The following is a 26,003-nucleotide window of genomic DNA, read 5'->3' as shown; positions in this document are numbered from 1 at the left end:
TACCAGGTAGTGGTATCAGCATTAGCCAAAGGCACCAGCGGCATGAGCATCAAAGGCCATGCGTACACCGAGGGTGTGATCTTTGCAGGTATGCAACAACAATCAGCTCAACGCACTCCTGCACAGGTACTGGCCAGCAGAGAATAAGCTGCAAGTAACAAAGCCCAAACAAATTCCCTATTAAGTTTTCATATGTAATGTAGCGGTCGTTTGATTATTCAAACGGCCGTTTTTTATGCAGCAAAGGCCAATCACAACTAATTGGCCTTTGCTGCACTACCTTTTAGTATTCTGCTTCTATTTTGCTGAATACATTTTTTACAAAGTAGTAGCTCAATGATAACGCCAACCCAATGCGCAATACATCAAGCAGCAATAAACAAATTTCAAATTTCATCATAAATTATAAGAGATGATTGCATTTATTGGAAGTTCAACGCGTTTTAGCCGTGGTAGGCCATTGACTTACTTAGCTCCTCATTGAGTCTAAATTCTTTCTCAAGCTGTTCAAGCTTAGACATAGCACGGTCATACGCATCGCTTCCTAAGAGTAGGTAAAGCGGAGGGTTTTCCTCGTAGGCAAGGTCAATTAAAGCTTTTGCACCCTTCTCCGGATCGCCAGCTTGTTTACCATCCATTTGCAAATACCTTGCATGTACATCATGTACCGCGGTGTATTCATCAATAGGGTTTTTGGCCAGCACCAACGATTCGGGTGTTAAAAAGCTGGTACGAAATGCACCCGGAGCCACAACGGTTACGTTAATACCAAAGTCTTTAACGTCTTGCCATAATACTTCCGACAAACCTATCACTGAAAACTTGGCGGCCGCATACACTGCCCAACCCATGCCTGGTGCAATTCCGGCAATTGATGATAAATTTATAATGTGTCCTGATTTTTGCTCGCGCAGATAAGGCATTACCTTACGTATTACGTTTAATGTGCCAAATACATTTACATCAAAGCTGTGGCGGGTTTCTTCATCGGTTAGCTCCTCAATACTTCCTCCAATACCGTATCCGGCGTTGTTAACCACAACATCAATGCGGCCAAATGTATTGTGCGTTTCAGCAATGGCATTTTTTACGCTTTCCTCATTCGCCAACTCTACTTGTAACGGTAAAAACAACGATGAGTTGGTACCAACTGCTTGTTTAAGATCATTTATAATACGTGAGGTAGCCGCTACCGGCTGCCCTTGTGCTAGTAATTGTTTTACCAGGCTTAAACCAAAACCTTTAGAAGCACCTGTAATAAACCATACTTTATTTGTTTTCATAGCCTTGTTATTTGTGTTTATTTAATAACACAAAAGTACATTAGGCAAAAAGTAACCGTTTGCATAAATCAACCCGATTATTGCAAAATTCAAACTAAGTATAGGTTCATCTACCAAATACATCTTAAAATGTACCAGCATTTAGGCGAAAGCCTAAACAAACTGTCAAGGTAGTAAAAGGGTAAAGCGGGATAAAATAGGATAAATTCAGAAAGAATTTAATAGATCAAACATTGTGCTTTAATACAAAGCGACCTTTAGCCTGTCCTTTTAAAATTTGGTTAAGTGCATCAGGGAGTTGTTCGAGAGTTATCTGAGTGGAAAGCTGTGTTAAGTTTGCTGGCTTCCAGCCGCTGGCCATCAATTGCCATATTTGAATGCGGTGCGACATCGGGGCCTGTACCGAATCAATGCCTGTAAGGCACACGCCACGAAGTATAAAAGGAAAAATGCTGGTTAATAACTCAGGGGAGGCCACCATGCCGCAGCAGGTTACCACGCCGCTATATTGTACGGACTTTATAATTCCTGATAGCACTTCACCACCAACAGTATCTACACCCGCGGCGAAGATAGGCGTATGCAATGCCCTGCTATTGTGCTTATTAACAAATTCTTCCCTGCTGATAAATTGTCTGGCTCCAAGTATTTTATTTAAAAAATCCGGATCATTTTTGCCTGAAATTGCTGTAGTATTAAACCCAATCTTGTTAAGTATAGCAACAGCAATACTGCCTACACCGCCGGTTGCACCACTAACGGCAATTTCGCCCTTTGAAGGTGTAATGCCTGCGTTAATAATCTGGTAAACAGAGAGAGCAGCAGTGAAGCCAGCTGTCCCATATATCATGGATTCATACAAAGATAAGCCTTTGGGTAACGGAACTGCCCATGCTGCGGGAATGCTTATGTATTCGCCAAAGCCACCCCAGGTGTCCATACCTAAGTCGTAACCGGTAACAATTACCTCATCACCGGTTTTGAACAATGCACTCTTAGATTCAATTACAACTCCGGCCGCGTCAACACCGGGCACATGGGGGTAGTGTTTAGTTACACCCTTATTGCCCGACGAAGACAATGCATCTTTGTAATTAACCGATGAGTAATGAACTTTTATAAGTAGGTCATTATCCGGCAGTTTGTCTATGGCGATCTGTTTGATTTTTTGAACATACTGCCCGGCATTTTCACTAATCACAAGTGCATTGAAAGTTGCGTCCATAATCAAATATAGTTTTCCATTTAAGCAAAATCAACTTTAGTTTGAAGTAAAAATGAATTGCCAAAGGTCAACAATATCGATAATCGCACTCAATTAAGCTGCTAGCCTGAACTTTGTAGGCGTAACCTGGGTTTGTTTTTTGAAGAAGTTATTAAAATGAGCAGGTTCTTCAAACCCAAGGCAATAACCAATTTCAGATACGTTCCAATTGGTGTGGCGAAGCAGTGATTTTGCTTCAGAGGTTACACGTTCGGCAATTAAATCTGTGGTAGTTTTACCGGTGGTTTCCTTAATTGCGCGGTTAAGGTGGTTAACGTGTACCGCAAGTTGCGAAGCAAAATCTTTGGCCGACCGCATGGTGAATCTTTGAGATGGCGTTTCAATAGGAAACTGACGCTCAAGTAGTTCAGTAAACACAGCTGTAATGCGCGACTTCGCATCAGGATGCTGGTATAAACTTTCTTGCGGACGCGTTTTCAGGGCGAAGTGAGTAAGCTCAGTTAAATAGTTGCGTATTAAATCATACTTAAAGGCGTAGTCAGAATTGATCTCCTCCAACATGCGTTTAAATATGTCACCTGCCTGGCCAAATTGCTCTTCTGTGAGTATATAAGCGGGCTTTCCGCCGGGTGCATACATCGGCAAATCGCTCAATGTACCGCGCAGCTTATCGGCAAAAAATGATTTGGAAAAAATACAAAAGTATCCCGAGCGCTCGTCAGACAGGTTTTCAACTGTATAAGGTACCTGCGGATTAAAAAATATAAGCGTAAAACCATTCACCTCAATACTTTTATCAGCGTAGTGGAAGCGGTAATGCCCTTTTGATAGGCTTACCTTGTAAAAGTCGCGGCGTGCATAAACAATGGGTTTGGCATCAGGTTTATAGCAATCCTCGGTTTTAAATACGTTGAAATGGCCGATGTCCTGTTGCAGGTTTTGCGGCAGGTAGTTGAATTTATGCTGGTAAAAATCCTCTAAAGTTTCAGCCTTGCTCATAATTGCAAATTTTCATAATTCAAATTTACAGGTTGCAAATTTCAAGCAATTGCAATTTGCAAACAAATGATTGCAAAATTCAAACATAAGGTAAATCTAACAGCAATATTTTAATACTCATTTATACCAATTTTACCCTAAATTACCCCAAAAAAATACTTTTGCCTATCTTTCCTCCCAAATTGCAATTAAATTGGTAACCGATAAGTGCTGATGAAGTTTTCATACTACTCCCGGTGCGTATGCATCATTATGTCCTTTACTTCCATCTTAACCTGGATGTCATGTAAAGAACAGGTATCAAGTCCGGACGTTGACATTGACAAGCAACTAAGACTAACCGACAGCCTGATGACAGTGTCGAAAGGCGATAGCGGGATTAGAAATTTAAAAAAGATTCGTCCCCTGATTAAAGACTCAAGTCCGGCTGTTACGGATTATTATTGTTTTTTGGCACAATGGGAAATTGATTTTGAGTTGCGAAATCGTTACGCCGATAGCGCCATGGCTTTCTTCTCAACCGACGCCCGCAAAAAGCAATACCCAAATCAGTACTACAAAGCGCTGTTATGCAAAGGTGAGGCTAGTGTAAACCTAAAGCAATATAACACCGCACTTAAATATTATTACAAAGCCAAACAAATACTTAACAACGGCAACTGCGATGACGGCTACCTGTCGGTTAAAATGGCTAACATTTATTACAAGCAAAAAAACTTCAGGCAGGCGGCAAGGCTGTGGTCAAACAGTTATAACCTGATTATGCAATGCGGCAACCGATATTCATTCCAAAAGCAGTTTTACACGTTGCAGGGAGTACTTAACAATACCGGCATTTCCTACCAAAAGTCATTGATGTTAGATAGTGCCGAATATTTTTATCTGAAAGATTTAAAACTTATAGATACGGCAAAATCAAAAGGCATTGATGTTAATGCTGCAAGCATTGCTGTTTTTGATAATCTTGGCGGCCTTTACCTAAGTAAAAACGATTTAAAGCATGCTGAGCTATACCTGCTCAAGGCTGTGCAATTGCCTTTAAAAGAAGTTGATGGCATTAAAATTCCTCCTTACTTAAAGCTGGCTGATCTGTACACGCGCAAAAAGCAGTTTGATAAGGCCGCTGCAGCCTTTGAACAAAGCAAAACCAGATTAAAAAAATACAGTAAGCAAAATTTGGATATTGAGGTAGGCTGGAATAAAATGTATGCGCAATTTTTGTTTGCTAAAGGTAATAAAGACGGAGCCTATGGTTATCAAAACACCTACATCCATTTAAAAGATTCGCTTGAAAGTGTATCGGCTAATTTATACAAGCTTGATGTAAATAGAGAGCTGAACTCATTGGCACAGCAGCAAACCGTAATTAAGCTTTCGCAAAAAAATAAGCTTAAAAAAATTTTTTTGGCGGGTAGTGTGGTAATTGCATTACTGTCAATTGTGATAATTGTACTTATAAACCGTAGTTTGAAAAGGAGCCAGAAGGCAAACAAAGAAGCGGCACTACAAAATGAAAGGCTTGAACATACCCTTACTGAGCTTGAGCGAGTAAATCAAAACTACATAAGAATTATGCGGGTAATGGCGCATGATTTACGAAATCCATTATCGGGCATGACAGGTTTGGCCGCTATTTTACTTGGTGAAGATGAGTTTAGCGATGAAAGCAGGCATATGCTTCATTTAATTGAAACAACCGGTATCCATACCATGGAAATGATTAACGAGTTGTTAAAATCGGGGTTAGCCAATGAAAATGAAGAATTAAAGGTGGAGCTTATTGATATAAAAAATCTCCTGTTTGATTCTGTTGAGCTGTTGCAGTTTAAGGCTGATGAAAAACAGCAGGAAATTGAATTTACAAGTGATCAAGAAAGTGTAATGGCTTACATCAATCATGAAAAAATTTGGCGGGTGTTCAATAATCTGATCGTTAACGCTATAAAGTTCAGCCACGAGAAAACTTCTATTAAGGTTGCTATAACAAAGAGTGATAACAAAGTAATCATATCAATTGCTGATAAAGGAATTGGTGTACCTGCTAAAGATCAGGAGAGTATTTTTGAAATGTTTACACCTGCTAAAAGAGTTGGAACAGGAGGGGAGCAGCCATTTGGTTTAGGCCTCTCAATATCAAAAAGAATTATTGATATGCACAATGGTAAAATTTGGCTTACTAGTACTTTGGGAGAAGGCACAACCTTTTATGTAGAATTGCCTGCCGCCGATTAGTATTTTATTCAAATGTGTTTGTTTCACAGCCTTAAAGCAGCACAATTTTTATCAATAAAGGCCGCAACTTTTTTGCGGCCTTTATTGATGGTGTAGTGTCACTGCTTATTCCAGCACCAGTTTAGCTAAGGCATCTTTGGTAAAGCCTTTTAGCTCATCAGTGCGTTGCTCACGAATTTTCTTCACCCATTGCGGATCTGACAAAAGCGGACGACCAACGGCAACCAGGTCAAAATCACCGCGGTCCATCCTTCGTAATAATTCATCTAATGAACTTGGCTGTGAGCTTTCGCCGGCAAATGCAGCTAGAAACTCACCGGTTAATCCAACTGATCCTACAGTAATAGTTGCTTTACCGGTTACCTTTTTTGCCCACCCCGCAAAGTTAAGGTCGTTTTCTTCAAACTCAGGTTCCCAAAAACGGCGCTGCGAGCAATGGAATATATCTACGCCTGCATCAGCCAAAGGGTTAAGCCAGGCTTCTAACTCTTGAGGAGTAGCTGCCAGTTTGTTGTCATACGCTGTGCCTTTCCATTGCGACAGGCGTAATATTACAGCAAAGTCGTCACCAACCTGCTTGCGTACTTCCTTTATAACTTCAATGGCAAAACGGCTGCGTTCAGTGAGGGTTTTGCCGCCCCATGCGTCCGTACGAAGGTTAGTTGCATCCCAAAAAAACTGATCAATCAAATAACCATGTGCACCATGCAATTCAAGAGTATCAAACCCTAAACGCTTTGCATCTGCAGCAGCCTGGCCAAATGCCTCAATAGTATCGGTAATATCATTCTCTGTCATTGCTACACCGTTTTTAAGGTTTGGGTTGTTTAACCCCGACGGACCTTCAAATGGCTTGGGCGGTGTCCATCCCGACGCATGATTGTTCATAACACCCATGTGCCATATTTGCGGCCCCATAGCTCCACCCGCAGCATGAACGGCATTAATTACATTTTGCCAACCAGCCAACGCTTCATTGCCGTAAAAGTGCGGCACGTTTGGCTCATTTGATGATGATGAACGATTGATTACCGTTCCTTCTGACAATATAAGGCCAACTTCGCCTTCTGCACGTTTAGCGTAGTACTCGGCTACAGTGTTGGTTGGTATGCCGTTTGGCGAGAATGATCGCGTCATGGGCGCCATCACTATTCTGTTGGGTATGTTTAAAGATTTCAAGCTAAACGGCCTGAACAAGCTGTCTGTATTCATAAATAAGTGTTGTTAAATTTATTTACATTTTAACATTGAGAAAGTTGCTTAAGCCTGCAATAGAATCTTTATATCTGCACTAATGCAAACTTGTATGGATAAAATTCAACGAGTGAAGTCATGACTAACGCGAATTAACTTATAAAACATTTAGGAATGCAAACTGTCTTTAGCTTAACTCCTGGCACATATTTACATGATCAAGAATAAAACAGAGCACACTACTCAAAAGGAACTCACTTACATACAAAAGGTATGGCAAACGGTAGCCATAATTGCATTGCTCGTAATTATAATACTAATAGCCCGTGTAGCATTCAACTTATTGCTGATGGTGCTTTGCGGTACATTAGTATCCGTTTACTTTCACGGACTGGGCGATTTAATAGAACGTAAAACCCGCTTAAGTCGTAAATGGGCCATGATTATTTCGGTGTGCGGTACTTTTGCCTTACTTGCAATATCACTGTGGTTTATGGGAACTAAAATTGCAACACAAGTTTCGCAACTAAGTGATAGCCTTCCACATACCATCAGTAACTTCCAGGCCAAGCTTTCAAAAGATCCTTTAGGACACAAGGTGCTTGAGTACTTTAACGGACGAAACAGCAACCAAAAAATGATGGATACCGCGCAATCATTTTTTAGCACAAGCTTTGGCGTATTAGGAAATATTTATATCATACTTTTTTTAGGCATATTTTTTTCGGTCAACCCTTCTATATACAAAGACGGAATTTTACTGTTATTGCCCGAAAACAAAAAGTTTATGGGTTTATACGTAATTAACCGTATCAGCTTGTCATTAAAAGGCTGGCTAAAAGGCACCCTGTTGGCTACAGTACTGGTTACCGTTATGCTAACCATATGCTTCACATTTATGGATTTACCCGTTGCCCTGGTGCTGGCACTAATTGCTGGTGTATTGCGTATTATACCCAACTTTGGTACGGCTGCAGCAATGATTCCGGGCGTGTTACTGGCTTTAACCATTAGTACTAATACTGCTATAATAGTAGCGTTAATGTACATTGTAACTCAAACCATTGTTGGTAACATTATAACTCCTATCATACAAAAAAAGTTAATTAATATGCCGCCTGCACTTACCATTATCAGTCAAATACTAATGGGAACTTTATCAGGAGCGCTTGGTATTATTCTGGCTGTTCCGTTATTAGCCATTGTTATGATTTTGGTTGATGAACTATACGTTAAACCTATGCGTGCCAAAGCAAAAGGACAAATAAACACCAACCTAACTGTATAAAAGTTAACAGAAACCAACTATTATATGTGGGGGTGTATATTTTGAAGCCCTATATATACGTTGTGTAATATAGAGTTCTCACGTAGAATTATATCGACATAAAGCTGCTAAATATTTAATAAGCAACTAATTATAATTAAATATCGTATAAAGGAGTTTAACCTGCTATATTTGGTTAACCCCTATGTTTAATTTCTACACCTGTAAGTTTTACACAGGCCGTATTAGGTACATTATCGTGTTGTGCCTAACGGTACTGACTAATTACGGCTTTGCCCAAAAGCGAAAAGTAGACTCACTGCAAAAGGTGTTGAGCCAAACCATGCCCGACTCTTCCAGGCTATCGTTACTGCAACAACTTACCGAAGCTTATTCAGGAGTTGATCCACACAAGAAATTTTACTACGCAAATATTTACCAAAATTTGGCCGCTAAACTTGGTAATAAGCAAGCTTATGCTGATGCTTATGTACATATGGGCATTTCGTATGGTATACAAAGTAAGCTTGATAGTGCACTTTATTATTTTGATGTAGCCTATAATCAATCAAAAAGCATCAACTATCAATTAGGCATGGGGCGTAGTTTGGCTTGTATGGCGTACGCTTACGACAGGCTTGATGATGAACAGGAATCTATAAAATACAATATCAAGGCACTCAAAGTATACAAGAAAATTGCTTACACCAGGGGCATAAATCAGTGTTTGGTTAACATTGGCTCTATATATTATGAAATGAAGCAGTATAGCTTGGCCGAAAGCTATTTTCAGCAGGCTTTAAAAAGCTATAGTGCCGTTAGTGATAAAGCAGGTATAGGCAGTGCACTTTATGAGCTTGGTAACTGTTACCAGGTGATGGGGCAATTTGTTAAGGCATTGAGTCATCTTAATCAAAGCCTGCAAATAAGAGAAAGTGTTGGAGATATTAATGGTGGTTCGCTATCTCGCAAAGGCTTAGGCAGGTTGTTTTACAAACGTAAGGAGTACAGCGAAGCATTAAGGCATTTCAATATTGCTATCACTGGTTTTCGCACGTTGCATGATAAATTTGAAGAGGCCACTACACACACCATGGTTGCCGATGTGTACCTGGCTCTTCAACAAGATGAACATGCCGAAGAACATGCATTGCTGGCCATGAACCTTGCGCAGGCGGCACAATCAAAAATTGCTATTGCGGATGCATTGCAAAAGTTGGTTGAGGTGTATAAAATGCGTAATCAAATTGAAAAAGCCTTCCAATATCAATCGCGGTATATAGCCAACCAGGATAGTATACAGGCCGAAAACGCTTTGAAGAACGTTACTCTTACCGAATTTAACCGCATAAGGGTTGAAAATGCCGAACTTGCAGCTGATAATAAACAAATTACCAAGCAAATAACAGGATATGAATCGCAGGTAAAAAAATACAGCAGCGTTATTATCATCATTATTATTATTCTTGCCTCAGTATGTTTACTTCTCATTGTACAATACCGTCGTAATATTGAGAAACATGCGGCCAACAAACTACTCACCAAACAAAAAGAGGAAATAGCCCAAATTAACACTACGCTCGAAAAGCTCAATCACGATTTAAACGAACAAATGGATTTAACGCACAGGCAAAATGTAGAGCTGGAGCGTTTAAATGATGTTAAGAATAAGTTTTTCTCTATAGTATCTCATGATTTGCGCAGTCCGTTGAGTACACTGCAAACGCTGTTGGAAATATATCATGATGGTGAAATAGGCGAAAAGGAACTTTCAGGATTACTGATTAAACTTGAAGATACGATATTAAGCACCGGTAACTTCCTCGATAATTTGCTTGAATGGTCAAAAAGCCAGTTTGAGGGAATACAAATTAATCCGGTAGACTTCGATGTGCGGTATTGCATTGACGAAAACATACAACTGTATGCCACTAAAATTGGATTAAAGAATTTGCATGTTAAGCATAGCATTGCTACGCCGGTGAATTTATTTGCTGATAGAAATATGATTAGCCTGGTTATACGTAACCTGCTTTCAAACAGTGTAAAGTTTTGTAATCCCGGCGATAGTATCACTTTTCACGCAGAGATAATTGATGACAGAGCAGTAGTATCTATCAAAGATACCGGGCGGGGAATGAGTGATGATGATCAGGATAAGGTTTTTAACCTCGACCATACGTTGACTACCGGCACACAAGGAGAAAAAGGAAGTCACCTGGGCTTGATACTATGCCGAGACATGGTAATGCAAAACAACGGCGTTATATGGTTTGAAAGTATATTGGGCGTCGGTACTACATTCTACATAGACTTACCTATTGTATAAGATAAATATTTTATAGCAGCGGCGTCTTATTAGTCGTTGAAAAACTGACTTAATTACCCGCCAGGCCTGGGGCCAAAATTTTCTTATCTGTCATCCCAACTAAAAAAAGTAATTTTGCTTTCTTTTTTAAAGCGAGACTACGAATGGCCTGGGCAGAAAAATTAAAACTTAAAAAGGGTTTGGTGCGTGCTTTAACCGAAGCAGGCTTTGAAGGCCCAACCGATATTCAACAAAAAACGTTATCCCGCATAATTGGCGGGCAGGATGTTATTGCCATTGGTCCGCTTGGTTGTGGCAAAACTACCACATATATTACAGGCATACTCAACCGCTTTACTTACGCAGCCGACGGTATAACCCGCGTGCTGGTACTTGTGCCTGATGCAGAGAGCGTTGATGCGGTATTACAACAATTTAACCAGCTTAATACCAATAAATCAATACGTTTGGTGGGGCTGCACGCAGCTGGCAGCACTGAAGTACAAATGGATGATATGGCTGAAGGTGCCGATATTGTGGTGGCAACACCTGACCGCGCTCGTGCTATCTACCTTAAGCTAGGACTAAATTTGAATACTGTAGATTTACTTGTGGTTGATGATGCTGACCTGATTGTTAAACAGGGTTTGCAACTGCCGGTTAATGAGCTTGCACAAAGTATTCAAAAAGGACAGCACCTTGTATTTACCGAAGTAATGCACGATAAACTGGAACGCATGATAAGTCCTTTTATGCGCCAACCAGCAACCATTGAGGTTGAGGAAATGGGAGAGCGGACGTTTGATACCATTGACCAGCTGTTATATCACGTACCTAATTTTGGTACAAAGGTAAATTTGTTGCGTTTGTTTATGCAGGATGATGAACTGTTCACCAAAACGGTAGTATTTGTAAACACCCGGCAAACTGCTGAAAAACTATATAAAACGCTACAAACCCGCAATAACAGCTCAGTGGCTTTGTTTAGTCCGTGGTTTTATGATTATACTGGCTTCGACTCTGTAGAAGCTTTTTTAGCTGATGATGATATACGCACGCTTTTGGTAGTTAATGAGGATGTAGGCGAGCTTCCATTAAAGGATGTTCCTTTTCTGCTACATTTTGAATTACCACTGGATGCTGAGACATACCTTATAAGAGTTAAAAAAAATAACGAATCAGGAGAAACCGAAACTATGGCGCTCACTTTTGTTACCGATTTGGAACTAAACGGTGTGCGCAAAATAGAGCAGGCAATAGGAAGTAAAATTCAGGTTGCTGAATTACCGGAAGACCTTATTATTGAAAAGGAACGTAAGAAGACATCGGAAGATACACAAGCTAGCAATACCAAGCCGGATGAAAATGAACGTGGGGCAGCATTCCATGAAAAAAAAGCTAAAAACGCTAAAACGTACAACTACAGTTCGGGCGAAAAGGCTAAGATGACTAAAAAGAAAAAGTATGGTTGATACAAGCCCGGTTAAATACCGGGCTTTTTTTATGCCTCATCGTATGCCTTTTGCAATGTAGGTATATCAAGCTTTATCATTTGCATCATAGCCTGCATAACCGCATTGGCTTTAGCTTGGTTTGGATCGCTTATTAACTTTGGTAACAGGGTAGGTGTTATTTGCCAGCTTATACCATACTTATCAGTCAACCAGCCACAGGCCATTGCATTACCACCGTCAAGCAAACTATTCCAGTAATGGTCAACTTCATCCTGCGTATCACAATTTACTACAAATGAAATTGCCGGCGTCGGTTTATATTGAGCATTGCCATTTAGTGCTACGAAGTTAGTCCCATTTAAGTTAAACTCTACTGTAAGCACAGCACCACTCCTCATACCAGGTATACCTTCAGGCGTTCGTGTAACCTTTTTTATTTCGCTGTTTGTAAATATTGATGTATAAAAGTTGGCAGCTTGTTCAGCCTGCGTTTCCAGCCACAAAAATGATGTAATAGGGTGCATGATATATTTGATGTAAATTTTATACTATCGAATTTACACCTTCAATCACATATTTAAAGGGGGTAATTACGACTTTTTAAGAGTTTAGTTACGACAGCTTGCCGGAAGACTAAGCCTTGATTTATTTTAGTTATTGATTTATTTAAAATTCATAATTCACTTAATAACATACATCTATAAAAATTAATGATAATATATGCTAAACGTTTAACAACTACCTTGACATGTATTATAATCAATCAATGATTCTGCGAAACGTTAAGTTTATGCGCGGGCCAGTGATCTTTGTTGATTTAGATAGTGAGTGTAACCAATTATGCTGTGTGGAACCCTGCATCAGTAGCAAACTAGCATGATTCAGCACTACTGAGACGGTCTCTTTTGTTTGCTTATGCTTGAACGAAAACTTTCGGTTTACTCCCAAGCTTAAAGATGCTATAACCGGATTTTCACCTAGTTCCGTTTCATCATCACTATGCCAGGACATGCCTTCGGTTCCATCATGATAAAGATTTAACAGACAGGAATTAAAGGTTTTACCAGATGCACTCTCAACTTGTTGTTTAAGCATTTTAAGGCTGTTGATCCATGGTAACGCATGCCTTTCAATTTTTGAATAACTATATTTATATTCAGCGTCTCCGTACCAGGCAACTTTCCTTTTGGTGATGATGCGCCGGCCAAACATAATGGCTTCATCGTTTACCCAGGCAATTTCTTTTAAAAGTATTTCAAAGTATTTGTCGGCCTCAATGGGATCCAACACACCTTCATGGTACAAAGCTTCTCCATCATAAGGCAGCAAGTTCTGTATGTTATTATCAAATAATTTCATCGGATAAATTACTAATCGAAATTCTTGATGCCTCCCAGCCAATCATGGCATTTTTACGGGTACTACCCCAATGATATTTACCAATTTCGCCGGTTGACCGAATTACGCGATGACAAGGTATGATAAACGCTATCGGGTTATCGCCGACTGCTGTACCCACCGCTCGACTGGCAGTAGGGCTATGCAATTGAGCTGCTAAACGTCCGTAAGTAATCAACCCACCTGCTGGTACCGTAAGTAACATTTCCCATACTTTAAGCTGAAAAGGAGTGCCTTTGAGGTGAAGTTTTATAGAACGCAGGTTACTCCAATCATGCTTAAATAAAAGCATGGCATTTTGTTGATGACCATCAGTGCTTGTTATATAGCTGGCGTTAGGGAAGCGGTTTTTAAGCAAAGTAATGGCAAGCTGGTCATCTTCATCGGCAAAAGCCATATAACATACGCCTTTGGAAGTTGAAGCAACAAGCAAACGCCCGAAAGGACTGGGAGCGAAACTATGATTGATAATAAGCTGTTCACCACCGTTTCTGTATTCGCCGGGCGTCATTCCTTCTATCTTAACAAACAAATCATGTAGCCTTCCGGAACCCGATAGGCCAGTTTCCAAGGCGGTATCAAATAGTGAGGCTTGCTTGTTAGCAAGAATAGATTTTGCATGTTCAAGGGTAAGGTAGCTTATAAACTGCTTAGGTGATACGCCTGCCCAATCTGTAAACATACGCTGAAAGTGAAACGGACTCAAATTTACATGTGTCGCTACCTCATCCAAAGCAGGCTGGCTTTTAAAATTCGACTTCAAAAATTCAATAGCATCGGCAATCCTTTTGTAATCTGTTTTGTTCTGCGTTTCCATTTCAATATCTAATAACAGCAAAACTACGTTAGGAGGTTTTCGTTTCCAACCCGTTTCTTGCGTAATTAAATATATCGATAATGATGTACACCTGATAAAAGGTGGTAAGATTATAGTTAGTTTTGGCCTTAAATAAACACTTGAATATTTATTTAAGTACACAGAAATTTAAATGTTTACCGGAATAATTGAAACCCTGGGTCGGGTGGCCAAGCTTGAGCATGAAAGCGGAAATGTACACATAACCGTTGAAAGCAATATATCCTCTGAATTGAAAATTGACCAGTCGGTAGCGCATAACGGCGTATGCCTCACTGTGGTAGCAGTTGCTGATGGCAGCCATACTGTTACAGCTATAGATGAAACGCTTAAAAAATCAAACATTGGCAATTTACAAGTTGGTGGCTTAGTTAACCTCGAACGTTGTATGCAGATGAATGCCCGCCTTGACGGACATATTGTACAAGGGCACGTTGATCAAACAGCTGTTTGCAGCGCATTTAAAGCACTTGAGGGCAGCTGGGAATATACTTTTACATACGATACCTCTAAAGGCAATGTTACAGTTGAAAAAGGTTCTATATGCGTTAACGGCATAAGCCTTACCGTTGTAAATTCACAGCTTAACAGTTTTTCAGTTGCTATTATACCTTATACTTATGAGCATACCAACCTGCAAAGCGTACGCGATGGCGATGTGGTTAACCTTGAATTTGATATTATAGGTAAATATGTTGCCCGGTTAATGCAGCGCTAATTGGCCGCAGCAGCAAGTGTGCCTATGCGGTTTTTGGTATAATCAATATAAACCTGCTGCATGGCCGGCGGATTGGTTGCAAGGTACTTTTTATAATACTTTATAGCTTTCGCTTTGTTTTTCAGGTCGGCGTCGTATAACGTTGCCAATGAGTACAGCAACAACGGGCGCTCGGCAAACTCCAAACCTTTCTGATAGTTAAGTTCGGCCTTTTTAAAGCGCTTCGTTTCCTGAAAGCTGTTTGCAATTTCACCATAATAGGTTGGTATTGCCGGAGATATGCCGTCACTGATTGCTTTTTCCAAGTAGCTTATAGCTTTTGCATACTTTTTTAAAGCTTTGTAACTTAGGCCCATGTAGTAAAAAGATGTTTCATTTTGCTGCATTTCGGGCATGCCGGCCAAAACTTCAAGGCAACATACATAGTTCTTTATTTTGTAGTATGCCTGCCCCAATTTAATGGCAGTAGGGTAGCTACCGTCTCCCAGTTGTAATAATTGCAAGCCGGTTGCAATGGTTTCAGGCCACTTTGATTGCGCATGGGTAAGCTTTAATAAACTTTGAAGTAAAACAACGTTCTGTGAATCAGCCGCTATGGCCCGGCTAAGGATATATTGGGCATTAGCAAACTTTTTACGATTAACTAATTCGTTGCTCAGGTCAGAGGCAACATCGGCATCTTCGGGGTTAAGTTTGTTAGCCTTAATAAGAGAATTAACATACCCAAGTGTATCGCCGGTAAACATGCTTATGCGGGCGAGCTGTGTATAAATGTAAAAGTTTGTACTATCAACCTTTATAATACGCTGGTAGTAGTCATTTGCCTTTTTGTAATTGCTCCGGCGCAAGTTAATCCCCGCAAGGCTGTTTAGTACTGAAAGCCTGTTACTGTCAATATCAAATAAGCGTTTGTAGTACAATTCAGCATCGGTAAGCTTACCAGCCATTTGTGATGCATAAGCCAGCCGCGATAGGGCAGTTACATCGGTTACCGGCTCGATATAATTAGTTTTTAAATAATTAGCGGCTTCCAAAAATTTTTGATTTTGATAATACTCAAGTAATTGTGTTTCATTGATGTTTTGCGCATAAGCGTTCATCCTAAAAATACCTCCAATAACCACAATAAATAAAAAAAACAGTCGTTTCATAGCCGTCGATTATTTAACTAAGTTATTAGTTATTGATCATAATCCAAACTATTTCGTAAAAAATCTATTGTTATAGCTGAAACCAATCTTTAATTGAAATGGATAAGTTGAAAAAAGCGGAATTAATGGAAAAGATTGTTCACGAACTTGAGGATTTGAGGAACAGTCAGCAAGCAGTAATACAGAAACTTGGAAAAATTGAAGTTGATAATATTGACTTAGGTAATAAACGTTTGGAAAAAGATCTGCCCGAAATGCACCAGCGCGTGGCAGACAACCTTGACAACATTGCTTCAATATTAGCCGACTTTGCTAATGAAACCGATGATTTCAACAGCAAAAACAATATTCAGGCTTTGAAAGAACAGGAAGCCATTAATAACATCTAATAGCGAAAGCCTCCCTTTTGGGAGGCTTTTTTATTTAGTTACTTTATGCCTGATACTCCCATACACTTTCATACCCGCCAATGTCCTCGGCATACTTGATTAAGTCACTATAGAATTTATGATGTGCAAGTGTAGCGCTATCGCCTACCAATACCACTTTGCATTTTGCACGTGTAATAGCTACGTTCATACGTCTTGTATCAGACAAGAAACCTATAGTGCCATCACTATTACTTCGGGTGAGTGATATGTATACAACGTCGCGCTCCTGACCTTGAAAACCATCAACTGTATTTACTTCGATATTGGTACCCGTAAGCAGGTTTTTTAAAAGCAATACCTGTTCTTTGTAAGGGGCTATTACTGCTACACTCACGCCATCGTAATTGCAGCTTTGTATATGTCGGGTTATAAATGCGGCTTCTTCATTATTTATGGTGCTGGTACCTTCTGCCTGTTCTTCATAACCTGCACCTGCGGTATCAATAAATGTAAATGGTTTATCACTATTACTTAAAAGCCTGTTGCTTACCGATGCATGGGCAATAAGTTTATCATCGTAAAACTCTGCCGATGGGAACTGCATGATTTTTTCATTCATGCGGTACTGTTCCTGTAGCAGCACCACCGCATCAGGGTGCATTGCAACGCATTTTTCAAGCAGGGTATTGGTTAACGCACTGTCAGGAGATTTTACTGTAGGAGGGAGCTGAAGGTGATCTCCGGCCATTATCACGCGGTTAGCTTTTAAAATGGGTATCCACGTTGCGGGTTCAAGTGCCTGGCCGGCTTCGTCAATTATAACCGTGTTAAATACACGGTTTTTAATAGTATAATGATTGGCTCCTACCAGTGTAGCAGTAATAACTTGTGATCTGCTTATAACGTCATCACTCAAAAATTCTTCTATTTTGGCAACGTCGCGCATTATGCGGTGAGCCTCGTTAAACAAGGCTTTGCGTTGTTCCCTTTCGGCGCGGCCAAAGCTGCGCTTATACTTGTGAGCCATGTTTTTATATTCAGATGCCTGCTTTTTCAGCTTCTTAATATCTTTCATTTGCTCATGGCTGCCTATCTTACTATCAAGGGTCAGCCGTTGTAACGAGTCGCTCACGCGCACAGCATTGCCTATACGCAAAACGTTAAGCCCGGTGTGCGACAGCTTTTCGCTCAGCATATCAACAGCTGTATTGCTGGGTGCAACCACTAATATTTGCGACTCACCCTGCCTAATCAACTCATTTATAGCGGCAACCAAGGTGGTGGTTTTACCTGTACCCGGCGGACCATGAACTATAGCTAACTGCTGCGCAGTCAAAATTTTGGCCACAGCCATTTGCTGCCATTGGTTCAAAGCATTGTTGTTGTACGGTATTGTGGTTGAAAAGGTAGCCTTTGCCTGGCCGGTAAGTACGTTCACTATCGGTGTTTCGAGCTTGCCTGCGGTTTTAAGGGCCGCTGTCATCTCATCATAGCTGTATGCGTCAAATAACAAATCAATACCTAATTTGCCATCGCTTGCCCAATCCGGTAGTTCATCTGTCAGTAATGTAATTCGCATTCTGTCGGTGCCTACGTAGCTTACCGTGCCATTTACGCGATCGTTATTATCGTGATTTGAGAATAAAGCCACAGAGCTGCCAAAACGAATTTGATGCGTAATGTCTTTATGCGTGGTACGCTCAACTTCGATACTGGTGTAGTCCCCGCGTGCCGGTTCGGTATTGCGAATGGCAACCGGATACCAACATAAACCTAATGTGCGGCGTTGTGCAGCACCTGTACCGTTGGTAAGCGCAGCAAATGATAAGGCATCGGCCTTACGTTCGGCATCCAGCGATGTTAACAGGCTATTAAAATAAGGATTCATTTAAATTTTAGTTGAGCTTTTACTTTGCAGCAGATGGGGTAGTGGCCTGTTTTCCAATTACAATATTGCCAAGTATAATATTTTCGGCATCGGTAAAACTGACAGCATTGGCGCAGGTATCAATACTGATATTCGAAAAATGAATATTTTTTACCTTCTTGCCCGGGTACCCCTGTATGACTAAGCCGAAATTTGCTGCATTACTAAATTTGATATTATTGAAGTAAACCTGGCTTATATTTGTTACATGCCCCTTACCTTCGCCATGATAGTTGGAGGTAATATAAATTCCATCCTCAACCTTACCGAACCGGAGATTATTTACATAAATTTTGCGAATAAACCCACCACGATCAGCATTTGACTTTAGGTAAATTCCCCTTTTGCAGTCGCCGGCATAAGTGCAGTTTTCTACAAAAATGTTTTGAACACCTGCCGACATTTCACTACCAATTACAACGCCATGCAAGCCTTCAAACCTGCAGTTACGGATCACTATATTCTCAGATGGGGTGGCCGTTTTACGACCCTCATGATCCCGGCCGGCCTTTATGGCCACGTTATCATCACTATTGTCAAAGTCAATATCTTCAATTAATACATTCCGCGAGTATTCAGGATCAAAACCGTCGTTGTTTCTGTTGAATGCATTGAATTTAACTTTGCGCGCGGTTATATTTTCTGACTTTAAAAAGTGTACCGACCAAAATGGGGAATTAATAATCGTTACTCCCTCAACCAAAATATTTTTGCACTCGTAAAATTGAATGAGTTGCGGGCGTAAAAAGTGGCCTTTGCCAAACATTCTTTTATTAACCGGAGTACCATCGTGGTTCATTTGCCGGCTTAGTTGCTGATCGGCCTTTTGCAAATCGTACCACTTACTAAAGCCGTTTGCGCCGTTTCCGTCAATAGTTCCTTTGCCAGTAATGGCAACGTTGCTTGCTTTGTAAGCGTAAATAAGCGGACTGTAATTATATAGAAATGTTCCTTCCCAACTGGTGGCCACGGCAGGTAGGTAATCGTTTGCGTTAGTGCCAAAAACAAGTTTAGCTCCTTCGCTTAAATCAATTGATGTGTTTGATGAAAGATGAATGGGGCCATTAACTAAGTAAGTGCCCGTGGGAACTGTTATTTTGCATCCTTTTTTTTCCTTACACGCTTTAAGGGCTTTGTCAAACGCTGGTTTGTTATCGGTAACCGAATCGCCTTTAGCACCAAAATTGGTGATGGAAACAACATTATCAGAAATTTCAACCTTTGGAATGCTTTTTAAAATGTTGCTTTTAACATCGTTTACAGACTCCACATGCTTATCAGCCGATTTACATGCGCAAAATAAAGCAGGAATAAGGAAAGCAAGATAGAGCTTCATTAAAAACTAGATTTTTGCAAACCTAACTAATTACTCAGAAGTGAAGGATTTTAAATCATCAAAAGTAGGGTACAGGTCTAGCAATCTCAACAATGCAAAACGCGCCAAACCTGTACCTTGCTTATACATGTAATTTTTGATCTACCTCAACAATGCGTGCAATAATTTGATCAAGCACAGGAGGTGGTAATTGATGGTCATTGTTGTGTTTCCAGGTATCATTTTCAAATAGAAATGCAAATAGATCTCGTTCATTTGTACTTCGTAGACACTTGTTTCCTGGTAGGTGCCTGGTTCAATAGTAATAACAGTTTGTTGGTTGTTGTTTTGAATTGTAAATTGATGAATCACAAAAGTTAGAGTTAGAATTAGATGTTATTGTACAGCATCGGTCCATTGATTTTTATTGCAATTAGGGCAGTTTTGGTTGTCATTTACGGATTTTGGGCGAGCAAAGCCACAGCTTTTGCAAACGGTAATATCATGAGGTTTATTTAATTGAGCAATATATTCGTGATCAAATAGCGGCAATACTACAAGTCCGGGCTTTATGGGATCTTGTTTTATTATAGTGAAGGTTCCGTTGGCTTCCATGTATAACCGCTTAACTTGGCCAAGGTGCTTTATGCCGCTTGAACGCAACTCGGCCACAAGCCGTTCGCGGGTAATACGTGCGCGTTTCATATTACCAAGCTCCATAACCGAGTCTTTGACCATTACATCAAGGTTCCCCTGAGAAAATTTCTCAAAGTCTTGATTAACCGAAGCTCTGTATGCAATCCACTTGCCTACATAAACTACTATAATCCCAATGATAATTGCGGGTAGTAAACCCCGTTCGGGAGTTTGTAACGGAATACCAATTGCTGCAGCCAACGTAACCAGCGCGGCCATTTCATTACGGCTTAATTGCGACGACATTCTCTTACCGAGCAATCGCATGGCAACCATTAAAAAAATATAAATAAAGGCTGCTCGTATTACCAATTCGGTGTAAAACTCAGCAGGTACATCACCGTACAGCCAACGTCCCCAATCAGTAAACTTTATATCTCCGGGTTTCATCTGATTTAATTTAATTATATAGCATTTATCCAATTGTCTTTGCCACAGTCGTGGCAAGAGCCATTTGTACTTTGAGGTTTAACCGTACCGCAGTTAATGCATGCCATTAGTATCATTTCGCCATTTTTTGGTTTGTTTCCCTCTTCAAACACCTGCATAATCTCTTTATCATCGGGCGGAAGGGTTGCAAGGCCAAGCTTTGCCTGCGGAGCTTTGAATATACTTATTAAACCGCTTGCCTCAAGATACACGCGTTCAACTGCACCAAGGTTGTGAATGTTTTGCTTACGCAGTTCGGCAAAAAGCTGTTGCCTTGATATCCTGTCTTCCTGCATTTGCTTAAGCTGCATTACGCCATCTTTAATCAGCATACTTGGCTTGCCTTGCGTAAAATTTTCAAATTTGTGATTGTGGAACGCCCATAAACTTATACCCCGCTGAAATCCTACCGCACAAAGCAACAATATAACGCCCTGTAAAATGCCTCTTTCGGGTACCTGCATTGGCGTTGATACAATGGCACCGAGTGTAAGCATTACTGCCATTTCCATAATGGTAACCTGTCCGCTCATTCGTTTGCCTAACCACCGTATAACAAACAGTAAAATAATGTATGTTAATACAGTACGTATGAAAACCTCAAGCAAAAATATAGGTGGTGCTTCGCCAAACAATATTCGTTGAATATCCTCTAAGTGGATTTCTTCTTTTTTCATAAATGCAATAAATGTTGCCGGGGAAAATAAAATGCAGAGGCAGGTACATCAGGACAACAGCCATATGAACGTTAGGTTTCTTATTTATAAAATAATTATTCTCAAATTTAAAAGACAACTTTTGGGAATAAAACAAAATGTAGATTGAAAAGGTTGTGATTTCAAACCTGCTACAAACATGATTAAGAAGTCACCATTTTCATTTTGGTACCGTAACGGACTTACATTGTTTTTCCTTGCTCTTTTTGCAATTACGTTAGCTGGACAGGCACTAACTGGTTGGAAAGAAAACAATAACAAAATTGTAGAAGAGGGTGGCAAAGCATTAGCATTTGCAAGCTACCTACGTAGCGGGCACTTTATATCGGCCACGTTTGAAAACTTCCAGAGCGAGTTTTTGCAGATGGGGATGTATGTGCTTCTTACAGTAGGGTTAAGGCAGATTGGGTCGGCAGAATCAAAAAGTTTAACGGAACAAGAAGAGGTTGACCGCGAACCTAAGCCTGGACCCAATGCACCATCCTTAGTGAACAAAGGTGGCTGGTGGTTAAAAGTTTACAGCAATTCATTATCCCTATGTTTTCTTTTGCTGTTCCTTATTAGCTGGATTCTTCACTTTTACGGCAGTTGGGTTGACCATAACAATCAGCAACTACTAAAGCACAAACCAGCCGAAACGTTTACCGGCTTTTTATCTGAGCCTACGTTTTGGTTCGAAACGTTTCAAAATTGGCAAAGCGAGTTCATCTCCATCGTATCCATTGTGTTTTTAAGCATTTACTTAAGACAAAAAGGTTCGCCTGAATCAAAACCGGTTGACGCACCGCATATGGAAACAGGCAAATAAGCACGGCGTATACTTAAACCAGTATAGTTATGAATATTAAAGACATACTCATTGCAAGCTTTACAGGAACTACCGTAATGACGCTTTTTAGCGAAACTGTATCTCATTTGATGGACGCTAATTACAACGAAGCGGAGATTTTAGCCAAACTAATTAAACGTGTGAGCAAAGCCAGCAAGCGCCAGTCAACAGTAGCAGGGTGGGCCCTACACTACCTTGTTGGAACTTCGTTTGCAGCTACTTATAAAGCGTTGCTCGAAAAAGGAAGCTTAAAGCCCAATTTAATTAACGGTGCTTTGTTTGGTGGCATAAGCGGACTAGGAGGTGCTGCCATATGGCATTCAACATTTAAGGCTCACCCTAATCCGCCAGGTGTAAACTTAAAAAATTACTATACGCAACTGGTAATTGCTCACGTGATATTTGGAGTGGCTACAACGCTGGTATTTCAAAATATTCATTGTAAGAAAGAAATAGACGCTGGAAACGCCTGATTAAGTTACTAGGTTGCAGCAGGCAATTTGAAGTAAAACGTACTGCCTGCACCAGGTTCGCTTTCGGCCCAAATTTGCCCTCCATGCATATTTATGATTTCGGCGCACAAATACAAACCTATTCCAAACCCTGAAATATGGTTTAGTTCAGCATCTTTAACACGGTAATACCGTTCAAATAGTCGCGGCAGGTCAGCCTCGCTTATTCCCATACCGTTATCTTTGACTTTTACAACGGCATTTTCGTTATCGGCATAGCAACTCACCTCAATGTTTGTGTTGGCTGGTGAATACTTTGTGGCGTTACTAATGAGATTGTTAAATACCTGTGCAATTTTTTCTCGGTCTGCATTTACCAAAATGTTTTCAATACAGTTAAAATAGATGTTATGACTAGAAACTGTAGCCCGTACTTCATCCTGCAGTTCGGTAACCAACTCGGCAAGGCTGAATTTTTGACTGTCAATTTGTATCCGTCCTGATTCAAGCCTTGAAACATTGAGGAATCCGTTAATCATACGGGTCATTTTGCCTAATTGGTTATTGGCTCGCTCAAGCATATCGGCAGCCATTTTATCATCAAGCTGATTCATGCGCTTTTTTGCCACCTGTACGTAGCTTATAACTGAGGTAAGTGGTGTTTTAAGCTCATGGCTTACCATGCTTATAAAATCATTTTTACGCTGCTCGTTTTCTTTAATTTCGCTTATGTCTCGTGTGGTGCCGGCAATGGCTTCAACTTCGCCCTCGGCGTTAAATACAGGTGAGAAAATATAATCGTAAACCCGCTTACCCAACACAGCATGCGGAAAAGCCACTTCGCCTCTTATGGCCCGTTTGGTTGCCACTACATAATCAATTTCGCGTTCATGCATTTTGGCATGCCAGTCTTCATAACCATTTTCAAGCAAATTTTTCCCAATTGCCTCATCCCAGGTTTTACCCCACATTTGAAGCAGCGCCGGGTTGGCAAATGTAAACCGATAATTTAAGTCAAACATGTACACCAAATCGGGCGTGTTTGATGTAACTACTTCGGTTAACCGCCTTTGATGTTCCGCTTCAAAGCGTGCAACCTTAAGCTCAACCTCCATTTTCTTACGAGATGTAACATCGTTTACAGCCCCAAACCATTCAGTAATTTCACCGTGTTGATTCAAAATTGGAATAGCTCTCGAAAATGCCCAGCCTGTACCACCGTCTGCTCGCAAAACCCTATGCTCTAACTTGAACATTGATTTAGTTTTTATAGCTTCCACAATGGCTTTTATTACCGATTCCTGATCAATAGGGTGAAGGTATTTATCCATCCAATTAGTGATAGGCTCGCCGCTTGATGACAGGAAAGTTCCTCCATTTAGCTGTTGCATAACAGACCAGTCAGGGCTCATGGTGTAAATAACATCGGAGGTTGCTGTAACAAGAGCGCGGTAACGGTCTTGCTCTTCTGGGGACGTGCCGTTGCTGGTATATGAAGAACTATGAACAGACATTTATAATTTGAAAGGCTAAGTTTACGAACTAATTTGAGTTCGCTGTAACGTTATATTACGCTATTATAAGCACAGAAATTATGAATTGTTTAATCTGAGGGAAACTAAATTTCAGTTGATTGCACACCAGTGCAATGGTTTTGCAATCATTAAAACAAAAAAACCGGCAACTATCGTTGCCGGTTAAAAAATCAATCGTGACCTTCTACTTTCACAATTTTATTATACAAACCTAAAAGCAAAAACGGGGCAGCCCATTGGCCCACAAATAATGCGGTATGTTTCTTTTTCATGATCTTTAACGTTAAGGACACGCCCATTGAGGCAACAGCGGCCCATAAAAAAAGATCAGAAGGCAGTTTTGCAGTTTGTTCTTCAATAGCTTTGGCAACTTTGCCTTCGCTATGCTGCGGATTGTAATTAGCCATGTGTGAGTTGTTTAAATTAAAATTAATACAATGTTCCGTTTGATATTACAACTTACTTAACTTTGAATAGTTTTAATTAATAATTAAAAATACCTGTCAAACTATTTAAACCTGAGCATTGTTAAGCCATATATATTTTCAGTTACGCATAATTATTTTTTCCGTATTGCTCAATTTAGTGCAGCTACCAGATTGCTGCACCTTATAAAAAATATTAATATGGCTGAAAAGAGAATAGAAACCTGTAGTAATGTACTTGCACAGCATGGCCTTACCATAGCTTTTGCAGAAAGCGCCACGGCGGGATGGCTTTGCTCAGAATTTGCACTCACACCCGAATCAGGATCTGTTTTAAAAGGTGGAATTGTATGCTATGACGCTTCGCTTAAAGAAAGCTTATTAGGAATATCGCATGATATTATACAGCAATTCACACCGGAGTCGCAAGAGGTAACAGATCAGCTGGCTTTGAAACTTAAAGCACTTATCCCATCAGACATACAAGTTGGCGTGACTGGTTTAACAACCGCCGGCGGTAGCGAAACCGACGAAAAGCCAGTAGGCACCATGTTTGTGTCTATGCTTATAAAAGATCAACTCATTTCAAAACGCTTTACCTTTAGCGGCAACTGTGAGGAAATCATACATCACACTATTAACGCTGCTGCTGATATGCTCATTGAACATTTTGAATAACCATCAAGCGTAAATAAACAGATTTACAATGCCTGTTTACTTCCTATGTAATTCCAAAAAAGCAACTTGTATTATTCATAGACAATAGTGGTAACTTTACAGCAACTAATTAAAGTTCCATAAATTAGAGTCAAAAAGCCCTGTTCGTAAAAAAGCAGGGCTTTTTAATTTTTAATAGAAATTAGAATATTCTTTGTAACAGGAAAGTTGCAAATAATTGTCACTCCTTTAAGGTGTACTATGTAGTTTTGACTTAACCAATTATTTACAAATTATGGCAGCATTTGAACTTCAAAACGCCATTATTGAGCTTTTAAAACGCGAGTTGGGTGGTGGCAACTCTGTATCACTTTTGCGCGACCAAATACTTGTACAAATAAGTACTGCCGATTTTGAGCACCGTTTAGGCAATTGCCTGCAGCAAATTTACAGCGCGATTGATCAGCATGTGCCTATACGTCGTCAGCATCTCTCGCTTATTATCAGAGATGCGGGCCATAGGTACGAGAACGTTTTCAAGATCTGGAAATCTGTTTTTTAAAGCT

24 protein-coding genes are annotated in these 26,003 nt (G+C 40.3%); 10 read left to right on the top strand and 14 right to left on the bottom strand.

The window, feature by feature from the left end; genetic code table 11:
• Positions 1–443: 443 nt before the first annotated feature.
• The 3 genes from QZ407_RS08010 to QZ407_RS08000 all read right to left on the bottom strand — a co-directional run bounded on the left by QZ407_RS08010 (position 444) and on the right by QZ407_RS08000 (position 3,507).
• A complete protein-coding gene (locus tag QZ407_RS08010; RefSeq protein WP_295769506.1) occupies positions 444–1,283 on the bottom strand; it encodes an SDR family NAD(P)-dependent oxidoreductase in 840 nt (279 codons plus the stop codon).
• Positions 1,284–1,509: 226 nt separating this feature from the next.
• Positions 1,510–2,508 (bottom strand): YhdH/YhfP family quinone oxidoreductase, encoded by a 999-nt coding sequence (locus QZ407_RS08005; RefSeq protein ID WP_295769504.1) that lies wholly within the window; start codon positions 2,506–2,508, stop codon positions 1,510–1,512.
• A gap of 93 nt (positions 2,509–2,601) precedes the next feature.
• Positions 2,602–3,507 carry an AraC family transcriptional regulator gene (locus QZ407_RS08000; RefSeq protein ID WP_295769501.1) on the bottom strand — a complete coding sequence of 302 codons (906 nt, stop codon included), beginning with the start codon at positions 3,505–3,507 and terminating at the stop codon, positions 2,602–2,604.
• Positions 3,508–3,759: 252 nt separating this feature from the next.
• Here QZ407_RS08000 and QZ407_RS07995 point away from each other — a divergent pair, with 252 nt between their 5' ends.
• Positions 3,760–5,739 carry an ATP-binding protein gene (locus QZ407_RS07995; RefSeq protein ID WP_295769499.1) on the top strand — a complete coding sequence of 660 codons (1,980 nt, stop codon included), beginning with the start codon at positions 3,760–3,762 and terminating at the stop codon, positions 5,737–5,739.
• Between the two features lie 105 nt (positions 5,740–5,844).
• Here the strand turns inward: QZ407_RS07995 and QZ407_RS07990 are convergent, their stop codons facing one another.
• Positions 5,845–6,951, bottom strand: coding sequence for an NADH:flavin oxidoreductase (locus QZ407_RS07990; protein WP_295769497.1), 1,107 nt, complete (start codon positions 6,949–6,951; stop codon positions 5,845–5,847).
• 196 nt (positions 6,952–7,147) lie between these two features.
• Here QZ407_RS07990 and QZ407_RS07985 point away from each other — a divergent pair, with 196 nt between their 5' ends.
• From QZ407_RS07985 to QZ407_RS07975, 3 genes are all read left to right on the top strand, one after another.
• Positions 7,148–8,221, top strand: a complete 1,074-nt coding sequence (locus QZ407_RS07985; protein WP_295769495.1) for an AI-2E family transporter — start codon at positions 7,148–7,150, stop codon at positions 8,219–8,221.
• A gap of 184 nt (positions 8,222–8,405) precedes the next feature.
• On the top strand, positions 8,406–10,529 hold the full coding sequence (locus tag QZ407_RS07980; protein WP_295769492.1) for a tetratricopeptide repeat-containing sensor histidine kinase: 2,124 nt from the start codon (positions 8,406–8,408) through the stop codon (positions 10,527–10,529).
• 143 nt (positions 10,530–10,672) lie between these two features.
• Positions 10,673–11,980: a DEAD/DEAH box helicase gene (locus QZ407_RS07975; RefSeq protein ID WP_295769490.1), complete on the top strand. Its 1,308-nt coding sequence runs from the start codon at positions 10,673–10,675 to the stop codon at positions 11,978–11,980.
• A gap of 29 nt (positions 11,981–12,009) precedes the next feature.
• Here QZ407_RS07975 and QZ407_RS07970 read toward each other — a convergent pair whose 3' ends face one another.
• From QZ407_RS07970 to QZ407_RS07960, 3 genes are all read right to left on the bottom strand, one after another.
• Complete coding sequence (locus QZ407_RS07970) at positions 12,010–12,486, bottom strand: VOC family protein (RefSeq protein ID WP_295769487.1); 477 nt, start codon at positions 12,484–12,486, stop codon at positions 12,010–12,012.
• Between the two features lie 235 nt (positions 12,487–12,721).
• Positions 12,722–13,321, bottom strand: coding sequence for an alpha-ketoglutarate-dependent dioxygenase AlkB (locus tag QZ407_RS07965; RefSeq protein WP_295769484.1), 600 nt, complete (start codon positions 13,319–13,321; stop codon positions 12,722–12,724).
• On the bottom strand, positions 13,308–14,177 hold the full coding sequence (locus QZ407_RS07960) for a methylated-DNA--[protein]-cysteine S-methyltransferase (protein WP_295769481.1): 870 nt from the start codon (positions 14,175–14,177) through the stop codon (positions 13,308–13,310). The genes QZ407_RS07965 and QZ407_RS07960 overlap by 14 nt, the downstream gene beginning before the upstream one ends.
• 172 nt (positions 14,178–14,349) lie before the next feature.
• Between QZ407_RS07960 and QZ407_RS07955 the strand changes: the two genes are divergently transcribed.
• Entirely contained in the window at positions 14,350–14,934 is a 585-nt protein-coding gene (locus QZ407_RS07955) for a riboflavin synthase (RefSeq protein ID WP_295769478.1), read from the top strand.
• Here the strand turns inward: QZ407_RS07955 and QZ407_RS07950 are convergent.
• Complete coding sequence (locus tag QZ407_RS07950; RefSeq protein WP_295769476.1) at positions 14,931–16,085, bottom strand: tetratricopeptide repeat protein; 1,155 nt, start codon at positions 16,083–16,085, stop codon at positions 14,931–14,933. The two genes, QZ407_RS07955 and QZ407_RS07950, sit on opposite strands and share 4 nt — an antisense overlap.
• Positions 16,086–16,183: 98 nt before the next feature.
• Here QZ407_RS07950 and QZ407_RS07945 point away from each other — a divergent pair, with 98 nt between their 5' ends.
• Positions 16,184–16,474, top strand: a complete 291-nt coding sequence (locus tag QZ407_RS07945; protein WP_157541928.1) for a hypothetical protein — start codon at positions 16,184–16,186, stop codon at positions 16,472–16,474.
• A gap of 43 nt (positions 16,475–16,517) precedes the next feature.
• Here QZ407_RS07945 and QZ407_RS07940 read toward each other — a convergent pair whose 3' ends face one another.
• The 4 genes from QZ407_RS07940 to QZ407_RS07925 form a co-directional block, all read right to left on the bottom strand.
• Complete coding sequence (locus QZ407_RS07940) at positions 16,518–18,344, bottom strand: AAA domain-containing protein (protein ID WP_295769471.1); 1,827 nt, start codon at positions 18,342–18,344, stop codon at positions 16,518–16,520.
• 19 nt (positions 18,345–18,363) lie between these two features.
• Positions 18,364–19,719, bottom strand: a complete 1,356-nt coding sequence (locus QZ407_RS07935) for a glycoside hydrolase family 28 protein (RefSeq protein WP_295769468.1) — start codon at positions 19,717–19,719, stop codon at positions 18,364–18,366.
• A 375-nt stretch (positions 19,720–20,094) separates the two neighbouring features.
• Positions 20,095–20,784: a YetF domain-containing protein gene (locus QZ407_RS07930; RefSeq protein WP_295769465.1), complete on the bottom strand. Its 690-nt coding sequence runs from the start codon at positions 20,782–20,784 to the stop codon at positions 20,095–20,097.
• 14 nt (positions 20,785–20,798) lie between these two features.
• The gene (locus tag QZ407_RS07925) at positions 20,799–21,500 is read right to left on the bottom strand and encodes a YetF domain-containing protein (protein WP_295769462.1); all 702 of its coding nucleotides are present in this window, start codon (positions 21,498–21,500) and stop codon (positions 20,799–20,801) included.
• A gap of 178 nt (positions 21,501–21,678) precedes the next feature.
• Here QZ407_RS07925 and QZ407_RS07920 point away from each other — a divergent pair, with 178 nt between their 5' ends.
• The gene (locus QZ407_RS07920) at positions 21,679–22,347 is read left to right on the top strand and encodes a DUF6766 family protein (RefSeq protein ID WP_295769459.1); all 669 of its coding nucleotides are present in this window, start codon (positions 21,679–21,681) and stop codon (positions 22,345–22,347) included.
• Positions 22,348–22,376: 29 nt separating this feature from the next.
• Complete coding sequence (locus QZ407_RS07915) at positions 22,377–22,841, top strand: hypothetical protein (protein WP_295769456.1); 465 nt, start codon at positions 22,377–22,379, stop codon at positions 22,839–22,841.
• A gap of 8 nt (positions 22,842–22,849) precedes the next feature.
• Here the strand turns inward: QZ407_RS07915 and QZ407_RS07910 are convergent, their stop codons facing one another.
• Together QZ407_RS07910 and QZ407_RS07905 are read right to left on the bottom strand one after the other, a co-directional pair.
• Positions 22,850–24,334, bottom strand: a complete 1,485-nt coding sequence (locus QZ407_RS07910) for a PAS domain-containing sensor histidine kinase (RefSeq protein WP_295769454.1) — start codon at positions 24,332–24,334, stop codon at positions 22,850–22,852.
• A 191-nt stretch (positions 24,335–24,525) separates the two neighbouring features.
• Positions 24,526–24,762: a hypothetical protein gene (locus QZ407_RS07905; protein ID WP_295769451.1), complete on the bottom strand. Its 237-nt coding sequence runs from the start codon at positions 24,760–24,762 to the stop codon at positions 24,526–24,528.
• A 219-nt stretch (positions 24,763–24,981) separates the two neighbouring features.
• On the opposite strand from QZ407_RS07905, the gene QZ407_RS07900 reads away from it, so the two are divergent.
• Together QZ407_RS07900 and QZ407_RS07895 are read left to right on the top strand one after the other, a co-directional pair.
• A complete protein-coding gene (locus tag QZ407_RS07900) occupies positions 24,982–25,458 on the top strand; it encodes a CinA family protein (protein ID WP_295769448.1) in 477 nt (158 codons plus the stop codon).
• A 274-nt stretch (positions 25,459–25,732) separates the two neighbouring features.
• Positions 25,733–25,999 carry a hypothetical protein gene (locus QZ407_RS07895; protein ID WP_295769446.1) on the top strand — a complete coding sequence of 89 codons (267 nt, stop codon included), beginning with the start codon at positions 25,733–25,735 and terminating at the stop codon, positions 25,997–25,999.
• The last annotated feature ends 4 nt before the right edge of the window (positions 26,000–26,003 follow it).

Source organism: uncultured Mucilaginibacter sp. (assembly GCF_913773635.1).
In the GTDB taxonomy this organism is placed as follows: domain Bacteria; phylum Bacteroidota; class Bacteroidia; order Sphingobacteriales; family Sphingobacteriaceae; genus Mucilaginibacter.
Note: the sequence above shows the minus strand (reverse complement) of the source record. Positions and strands in the feature narration are given on the sequence as shown.